Here is a 5,820-nt window from a genome sequence, read left to right on the forward strand (position 1 = left end):
CTGGTCGAACGTAAAAGCCGTATTTATCTGACGAAGAAGGTTTTTTCTAAAGACTCTGCCGAAGTTGCCGCCGCTATTATCTCGATGCTGAGCGGCTATAAGGACGTCTGTCACACAATCACGTTCGACAACGGCAGGGAGTTTACCCGGCACAAGGAAGTCGCTGACGCGTTGGAAGCGGAAACCTACTTCGCTCATCCATATGCCTCGTGGCAGCGCGGGCTAAACGAGAACACCAATGGGTTGTTGAGGCAGTTTATCCCGAAAGGAACTGACCTGACGGCAGTGACGGATGACGAGCTCCGCAAGTACCAGGGAGCACTGAATAGCAGGCCACGGAAATGCCTTGGGTTCCGGCAACCTTCAGTGGTCTTTGTAGAGCTAAAACAGGCGGCTTAGCGTTGCACTTCAAACTTGAATCCGCCGTATGAAATATCAAAAACGGGCCGACCGGAAAAAAAGGTCGACCCTTGGTCAAACTGAACATTTACAGCGCGCAGAAGGCGATATCCTGTGGGATAACCTCACCCTGCCAGTAAAGCTGTGCCGCCACGGCGTTCGCCAGCTGGCGGTAAAGGCGCGCAAACTCACTGTCCGGTCGGCGCACGACGGTCGGCTCACCAACATCAAGGTCTTCGCGCAGGCTAATGTGCAGGGGCATCTGGCTCAGCAGGCGGGTGTGATACTGCGCCGCTAGCTTCTTCGCCCCACCGGTGCCAAAGATCGGTTCATGATGACCGCACTGGCTGCAAATATGCATGCTCATGTTTTCCACCACGCCCAGTACCGGCACGTTGACCTTCTCGAACATCACGATGCCCTTACGCGCATCCAGCAGCGCAATATCCTGCGGTGTGGTGACAACTATCGCCCCGGTCACCGGCACATCCTGCGCTAGCGTTAGCTGGATGTCTCCGGTGCCCGGCGGCATATCGAGGATCAGGTAATCCAGCTCCGGCCACATCGTTTCATTCAGCAGCTGCATCAGCGCCTTGCTGGCCATCGGGCCTCGCCACACCATGGCGTTATCTTCGCTGACCAGGTAGCCAATCGAGTTGGTTGCCACGCCGTGCGCCACGATCGGCGCCATATGCATGCCGTCCGGTGAGATCGGGCGCTGATCTTCCACGCCCAGCATGTCCGGGATCGACGGGCCGTAGATATCCGCATCCAGCAAACCCACTTTCGCCCCTTCCACGGCCAGCGCCAGAGCCAAATTCACCGCCGTGGTGGATTTCCCCACCCCGCCCTTACCGGAGCTGATGGCGATAATATTTTTCACGCCGTTGGTGCCCGAGCGGTTTTTCACCCGTTGCAGCGTGGCAACATCCAGCGTTAAGCGCCAGACGATTGCGCTAGCCTGAGTCAGGTGCAGCAACTCGGTGCCGAGCGCAGCTTTCAGCTCCTTAAAGGGGCTTTGCCAGACAAACGGCATGCTAAGTTCGATATGCAGCGTGTTATCTATCAGCGCGCAGTGGCGTAACGCCTTCAACGTAGTGAGGTTATGCTGCAGAGTGGGATGTTCAACCGTGGTCAGCACGCCCATCACGATAGCACGCAGCGCCTCGGGGGAGTGATGCCCCTGGGATTGTGAAGTCATTTCGGATCCTTGATATTGCTGGTGGTTTTGTTCGATATCTGCGTCTAAGTATATCAGATCTGCCGTGTACTGATGTCAGTCACTAGAAAAATCCTCCGGCAGTTGAAGCCCTTGTTTACGCAGGGTCCGGCAATCGGTTACCATCTAAACTCCCTTTTCAACAGGTATAGTAATCCACACTATGACTCAAGTCGCGAAAAAAATTTTGGTAACGTGCGCACTGCCGTACGCTAACGGCTCCATCCATCTCGGCCACATGCTCGAGCATATCCAGGCAGATATTTGGGTCCGTTACCAGCGAATGCGCGGCAATCAGGTTTACTTCATCTGTGCCGATGACGCACACGGTACGCCAATCATGCTGAAAGCACATCTGATGGGCATTGCGCCGGAGCAGATGATTGCCGAGATGAGTCAGGAACATCAGACCGACTTTGCCGGTTTTGATATCAGCTATGACAACTACCACTCGACGCACAGCGAAGAGAACCGTGAGCTGTCAGAGCTAATCTATACTCGCCTGAAAGAAAACGGTTTTATTAAGAACCGTACCATCTCTCAGCTCTACGATCCGGGAAAAGGCATGTTCCTGCCTGACCGTTTTGTTAAAGGCATCTGCCCGAAATGTAAATCTACGGACCAGTACGGCGACAACTGTGAAGTGTGTTCGGCGACTTACAGTCCGACCGAACTGATCGACCCCAAATCGGTGGTTTCTGGTGCCACGCCGGTGATGCGTGACTCTGAGCACTTCTTCTTTAACCTGCCAGAGTTCAGCGCCATGCTGCAGGCGTGGACGCGTTCCGGCGCGCTGCAGGAGCAGGTGGCGAATAAAATGCAGGAGTGGTTTGAATCCGGCCTGCAGCAGTGGGATATCTCCCGCGATGCTCCGTATTTCGGCTTCGAAATTCCAAGTGCGCCGGGCAAATACTTCTACGTCTGGCTGGATGCACCCATCGGTTACATGGGCTCGTTCAAGAACCTGTGTAATAAGCGTGGCGACATCAACTTTGACGACTTCTGGAAGAAAGATTCGGACGCCGAGCTGTACCACTTCATCGGTAAGGACATCGTCTACTTCCACAGCCTGTTCTGGCCAGCGATGCTGGAGGGCAGCAATTTCCGCAAGCCTACCAACCTGTTCGTACACGGCTATGTGACGGTCAACGGCGCGAAAATGTCTAAATCGCGCGGCACCTTCATTAAGGTTAGCACGTGGTTGCAGCACCTAGATGCCGACAGCCTGCGCTACTACTATGCGGCCAAGCTCTCTTCGCGCATCGACGATATCGACCTTAACCTAGAAGACTACGTGCAGCGCGTCAACGCGGATATCGTAAACAAGGTGGTGAATCTAGCGTCGCGTAATGCCGGTTTCATCAACAAACGCTTTGGCGGACAGCTGTCTGCTAAACTGGCCGACCCGGCGCTGTACAAAACCTTTACCGATGCCGCTGAGAGCATTGGTGAAGCTTGGACCAGCCGCGAATTTGGCCGTGCTATCCGTGAAATCATGGCACTGGCCGACGTTGCCAACCGCTATGTTGACGAGCAGGCACCATGGGTGGTGGCGAAGCAGGAAGGCCGCGATGCCGATCTGCAGGCAATCTGCTCAATGGGCATCAACATGTTTCGCGTGCTGATGACTTGGCTGAAGCCGGTGATGCCTTCGCTGGCCGAACACACCGAAGCCTTCCTGAAGCAGGAACTGAGCTGGGACGGCATTCAGCAGCCGCTGCTGAGCCACAACATTTCGGCGTTCAAAGCGCTGTATAACCGCGTTGAGATGGACAAGGTTAACGGCCTGATTGAAACCTCGAAAGAAGATGCGACGGCGGCAAAAGCACCGGCTAGCGGCCCGCTGGCGGACGATCCGATTGCTGAAACCATCAGCTTTGACGATTTCGCCAAAGTTGATATGCGCATCGCGCTGATTGATAATGCCGAGTTCGTTGAAGGTGCCGACAAGCTGCTGCGTCTGTCGCTGGATCTCGGCGGCGAGAAGCGCAATGTGTTTTCCGGCATTCGCGCCGCCTATCCGGACCCGGCGCTGCTGGTCGGTCGCCTGACGGTGATGGTGGTAAACCTAGCACCGCGTAAAATGCGCTTCGGCATCTCGGAAGGTATGGTGATGGCAGCCAGTTCTGGCGGGAAGGATATCTTCCTGCTCAGCCCTGACAGCGGCGCACAGCCAGGCCAAGCAGTTAAGTAATTTCGTAGGGGCGGGGTATGCCTGACCCCTACGGCGATTATCGTTCAATCCTAGGGCCGACCATGCGCAACGTTCCGCTTGTTTTATGGCAATATCTCCATGCCTTGTTCATTATCTACCTCTGTCTGTTTTCCGGCCGCGGCATTGAAACCCTGTTGCCCGTCGCCATCCCCGGCAGCATTCTCGGTATGTTGCTGCTATTTGCCCTGCTCGCTTCACAGCTGCTGCCCGTCCACTGGGTGAAACCCGGCTGTCATCTACTGATCCGCTATATGGCGCTGCTGTTCGTGCCGATCAGCGTCGGCGTGATGAACGACATGGATATTCTCACCGCTCAGTTTGCCCCGATTGTGCTTTCCTGCATTGTCAGCACCCTGATAGTACTGGTGACCGTGGGCCTGATTTCGCAGCGCCTCAACGATCGCCACATCAAACGGGCGGGAGACGGTAATGAGTGATATCTGGTGGTCGCTGCCGCTGACCATCGCAGTGTTCTTCGCGGCGCGCAGGCTGGCAGCAAAAGTGAAAGTGTCGATCGTCAATCCGCTGCTGATCGCGATGGCGGTGATCATTCCGCTGCTGTTGCAGCTGCAGCTGCCGTATACGCGCTACTTCCAAGGCAGCAAGCTGCTTAATGACCTGCTGCAACCGGCCGTGGTGGCGCTGGCGCTGCCGCTGTACGAGCAGATGCATCAGATCCGCGCATGCTGGAAATCAATTATCAGCGTATGCTTTATCGGCAGCCTCACGGCGATGATCTCCGGCACCGCGATTGCCCTATGGCTGGGCGCAACGCCGCAGATCGCCGCCACCCTGCTGCCGAAATCCGTCACCACGCCAATTGCGATGGCCGTATCCGGCACGCTGGGCGGCATCCCGGCGATCAGCGCCATCTGCGTGCTGCTGGCCGGGGTATTCGGCGCAGTGTTCGGCCATATGCTGCTGAACCTGCTGAAGGTGCGCAGTAAAGCGGCGCGCGGGCTGGCGATTGGTAATGCATCACACGCGCTGGGGACCGCTCGCGCCTCCGAGGTTAACTATCAGGAAGGCGCATTCAGTTCGCTGGCGCTGGTACTATGCGGGATTATCACTTCCCTGCTGGCGCCGTTTGTTTTCCAGCTGCTGATGGCGTTGTGGAGGTAAAACTTGCGATAACTCTCGCAATTTGCTGATCGTTTTCATGTATTGAATTGATAGAGCGATTCAGATCTACTCATGATGGTGTAAAATGAGCGGCTAAGATATTTGGAATTCATAAAGCGACCATTCGTCGGTACGACAAGCAGCAGCGAAATACAACATCTCAAGAAAGCAACAGGCCTTGATTCAGCAAAGCCACAGCTTGTGGCCGATGCAAAAACGCAAGTAGTGGATGAATTGAGGTCTCAACACAGGCTAAGTATCCTACTGTTGATTGCTGGATTGCCACGTAGCACTTTTTTTATCAAAAAACGACAGGGTAACGATCTTCATCGAAATGAAAAGGAGCAAATAGCCACAATTTTTCATCACCATAAAGGGCGTTATGGGTATCGAAGAATCACGATAGCTTAAAAAAAACAGTATTAACATCAACCATAAAAAAGTCTACAAGCTTATGAAAAACATGATTTTATCATCAGCAGTATGCCCGAACCAGAAATGGGTCACTGATGTAACAGAGTTCTCTGTAAATGGGGAAAAAACTCTTTTTATCTCCGATAGTGGATTTATTCAATCGTGAGGTCATATCGTTTTCGCTAGCGCAGCGGCCTCATATGGGAATAATTAACTCAATGTTAAAGAAGGCTTTTTCGAAGATTGAGGATACAGAAAACCCAGTTTTACATTCAGATCAAGGGTGGCGGGACCAAATAGTTTGGTATCAATAAATATAAAAAACAAGCAGTTAACATCATGTCCCGTGAAGGAAATTGTCTGGATAATGCTGTTGTGGAGAGTTTCTTTGGCACATTGAAATCAGAGTGTTTTGATATAAATGAGTTGGAAACGAGTTATGGTCATTTGT

Annotated in this window: 5 protein-coding genes; 4 read left to right on the forward strand and 1 reads right to left on the reverse strand. The window is 53.6% G+C overall.

Annotated elements, in window-relative coordinates:
• Positions 1-399 (forward strand): IS30 family transposase (locus tag BBW68_RS10255; RefSeq protein ID WP_148127474.1); only part of this gene is annotated, 399 nt, incomplete at its 5' end.
• A gap of 88 nt (positions 400-487) precedes the next feature.
• Here BBW68_RS10255 and apbC read toward each other — a convergent pair.
• Positions 488-1,600 (reverse strand): iron-sulfur cluster carrier protein ApbC, encoded by a 1,113-nt coding sequence (apbC, locus tag BBW68_RS10260; protein ID WP_070135284.1) that lies wholly within the window; start codon positions 1,598-1,600, stop codon positions 488-490.
• Positions 1,601-1,781: 181 nt separating this feature from the next.
• Here apbC and metG point away from each other — a divergent pair, with 181 nt between their 5' ends.
• The 3 genes from metG to BBW68_RS10275 all read left to right on the forward strand — a co-directional run bounded on the left by metG (position 1,782) and on the right by BBW68_RS10275 (position 4,955).
• On the forward strand, positions 1,782-3,812 hold the full coding sequence (metG, locus tag BBW68_RS10265; protein WP_070135285.1) for a methionine--tRNA ligase: 2,031 nt from the start codon (positions 1,782-1,784) through the stop codon (positions 3,810-3,812).
• A 62-nt stretch (positions 3,813-3,874) separates the two neighbouring features.
• On the forward strand, positions 3,875-4,270 hold the full coding sequence (locus BBW68_RS10270) for a CidA/LrgA family protein (RefSeq protein ID WP_070135287.1): 396 nt from the start codon (positions 3,875-3,877) through the stop codon (positions 4,268-4,270).
• Entirely contained in the window at positions 4,263-4,955 is a 693-nt protein-coding gene (locus BBW68_RS10275; protein ID WP_070135286.1) for a CidB/LrgB family autolysis modulator, read from the forward strand. Before BBW68_RS10270 ends, BBW68_RS10275 begins: the two co-directional genes overlap by 8 nt.
• Positions 4,956-5,820: the final 865 nt, after the last annotated feature.

It is taken from the genome of Candidatus Erwinia dacicola, from assembly GCF_001756855.1.
Lineage (GTDB): Bacteria > Pseudomonadota > Gammaproteobacteria > Enterobacterales > Enterobacteriaceae > Erwinia > Erwinia dacicola.